The following is a 2,647-nucleotide window of genomic DNA, read 5'->3' as shown; positions in this document are numbered from 1 at the left end:
TAAATTTAATGGTTATAAATGTTTTGTAGTGTGGGCTTTTTGTGTAACAAGAACGTGATTATTTAGCGTTTCGTTGATTATTGAATGCTGAATCATAGTGCGGTTGAGTGATTTTTAGGCTTAAATGTGTTTTTTACAAAACTGGCTACGCAGAAAGAAAAAGTTACCACTTTTACTAAGAAAGTCTTGAGATTTTATGCTGAACCACTTATAGATGGAGCAATAAATTTTCATTTTAGATACATGGAGAGTGAGCGCGATGAGAGTAGGTTTAGTGGGTTGGCGTGGTATGGTCGGTTCTGTACTGATGCAGCGTATGGTTGAAGAAAATGACTTTGACTTGATCGAACCGGTTTTCTTTAGCACATCTCAAATTGGTATTCCTGCCCCAACGGTGCCTTCTAAGAAAGGCAATCATCATACAGGGTTACTGCAAGATGCTTACGATATTGATAGCCTCAAACAATTAGATGCCATCATCACCTGTCAAGGTGGTAGCTACACTGAAAAAGTGTACCCAGCGCTGCGTCAAGCGGGTTGGAAAGGTTACTGGATTGATGCTGCATCTACCTTACGGATGGATAAACAATCAATCATCACTTTAGATCCGGTCAACTTGACACAAATTCAGCACGGCATCCATTCAGGAACCAATACCTTTGTGGGCGGTAACTGCACTGTCAGTTTAATGCTTATGGCATTAGGCGGCCTTTATGAGAAAGGTTTGGTCGAGTGGATGAGCGCAATGACCTACCAAGCAGCTTCGGGTGCTGGCGCTCAAAATATGCGCGAGTTGATCTCGCAAATGGGAGTAATTAACGATGCGGTGAGCTCTGAATTGGCTAATCCATCGAGCTCAATTCTTGATATTGACAGAAAAGTGGCTGAAACCATGCGATCACCTTCTTTTCCTACCGAGCAGTTTGGTGCACCACTAGCGGGTTCATTAATCCCTTGGATTGACGTCAAACGCGACAATGGTCAAAGCAAAGAAGAGTGGAAAGCGGGCGTTGAAGCTAATAAAATTCTGGGACTTCAATCGTCACCGATTCCGATTGATGGAACCTGTGTTCGTATTGGCGCAATGCGCTGCCACTCACAAGCATTAACCATCAAGCTGAAGAAAAATGTTCCGCTTGATGAAATCGAAGAGATGATCGCTACGCACAATGATTGGGTGAAAGTTATTCCAAACGAGCGCGATATTACCGCACGTGAATTGAGCCCTGCCAAAGTCACTGGTACTTTGTCAGTTCCCGTAGGACGTTTGCGTAAAATGTCTATGGGTGATGATTTCTTAAATGCGTTTACGGTGGGTGACCAATTATTGTGGGGAGCTGCTGAGCCGCTTCGCCGTACTTTGCGGATCATTCTGGCTGAAAAACAGTAAAGATGGATCTCGGTTTAAAACCACTTGAGTAAAAATAAAAAAAAGGGGCGCTTTATGCAAAGCGCCCCTTTTTTTATGCTTTTTGTCTGTAGCAACTGTGACGATGTTAACGCGGTTATGCAAGGCCAGGAAATAAATTTCTGAGCCCATTGGCAATAAACTCAATACCGAGTGCGCCGAGTATCAAACCCATGATCCGCGTAATCACGTTGATACCCGTTTGACCTAAGAAGCGGACAATATAGGGCGCTGAGCGAAACAGCAGCCAAGAGCTTAAACTAAATAACACCACAGTGATTATAATACCCACGGTATCGAACATGCTTGGGTAGCGAGAGCCATACACTATGGTTGAACTGATGGCACCCGGTCCTGCCATTAAAGGCATAGCGAGTGGCACAACCCCAATTTGTTCACGGCTAATGTATTCAGATTTCTCTTGTTTGTTTTGTTTATCTTCACCCAATTTACCGCTCATCATCGAAAACGCGATGCTCAGCAGCAATAGGCCACCAGCTACTCGAAACGAATCTAAAGAGATACTAAACATATCCAGTAACATCTGCCCAGCAAGCAGTGCGGTAATCAAAATTATTGCCACAGCAATATTCGCTGTAGCCGCCGTTTTGTGTTTCTCTTCTTGCGTCATATGCCCAGTGAGAGAGACAAATATTGGCATAATCCCCACGGGGTTCACAGCGGCTACAAGGCCTAAGAAAAACTGCAGGAAAATGGCTAACTCAAAGGTTTGCATGGCATTTATCTCTAATGGATCATTTCGATGAAATATTACGTGGCTAATGTAAGCGAAAGCAAAGGATAGCACGAATGAAAAAAACTAAAGCGATTGGGGTTTTATTGCTGAGAAAAACTAATTCAATGAAGAAAACGTTTTACAATTGTTTTTCTAATGTATGTGAGTGGTGTTGTTTTTTGCTCAACTGTTAACATCTGCACATTTTTAATAAAATTAGTGCTCCTAGCTGGTGGTAAAAGTGAGAGTCGATATACTCTCAGTAGCACGTAAAATGAGGTGTGTTCATTCATCTATCGCTCAAAAATGAAACTTTTTTACAGATTGTTGTAGTTTTTATAGTTTTCGTTGTTTAAGTAAATGTTTTTTATTCATTTAATTATCTATATGTTTTTTGTTTGTTTTCAGTGTCTTGTGGGCGATTTTGTAGGGTGGTTACCCCTAATTGGGTAATTAGTTTTTGAGAACTGATCTGAGTCAATTTTTTTCACACTCTGAAATAT

General features: G+C 41.6%; 2 protein-coding genes. One reads left to right on the top strand and one right to left on the bottom strand.

What is annotated here, in order from left to right; translation table 11 throughout:
• Positions 1-259: 259 nt before the first annotated feature.
• Positions 260-1,390 (top strand): aspartate-semialdehyde dehydrogenase, encoded by a 1,131-nt coding sequence (gene asd / locus AACQ21_RS06545; RefSeq protein ID WP_026028273.1) that lies wholly within the window; start codon positions 260-262, stop codon positions 1,388-1,390.
• A 115-nt stretch (positions 1,391-1,505) separates the two neighbouring features.
• On the opposite strand, the gene AACQ21_RS06540 is transcribed toward asd, so the two are convergent.
• Positions 1,506-2,144, bottom strand: a complete 639-nt coding sequence (locus AACQ21_RS06540) for a YchE family NAAT transporter (protein WP_010318853.1) — start codon at positions 2,142-2,144, stop codon at positions 1,506-1,508.
• Positions 2,145-2,647: the final 503 nt, after the last annotated feature.

The organism is Vibrio sp. V01_P9A10T6 (assembly GCF_963877065.1).
Classification (GTDB): domain Bacteria; phylum Pseudomonadota; class Gammaproteobacteria; order Enterobacterales; family Vibrionaceae; genus Vibrio; species Vibrio anguillarum.
Note: the sequence above shows the minus strand (reverse complement) of the source record. Positions and strands in the feature narration are given on the sequence as shown.

What these genes read in the sequence shown, in the direction of transcription:
- asd (WP_026028273.1), top strand. Translation starts at nt 260, where the DNA reads ATGAGAGTAGGTTTAGTGGGTTGGCGTGGTATGGTCGGTTCTGTACTG.
- AACQ21_RS06540 (WP_010318853.1), bottom strand. Translation starts at nt 2,144, where the DNA reads ATGCAAACCTTTGAGTTAGCCATTTTCCTGCAGTTTTTCTTAGGCCTT.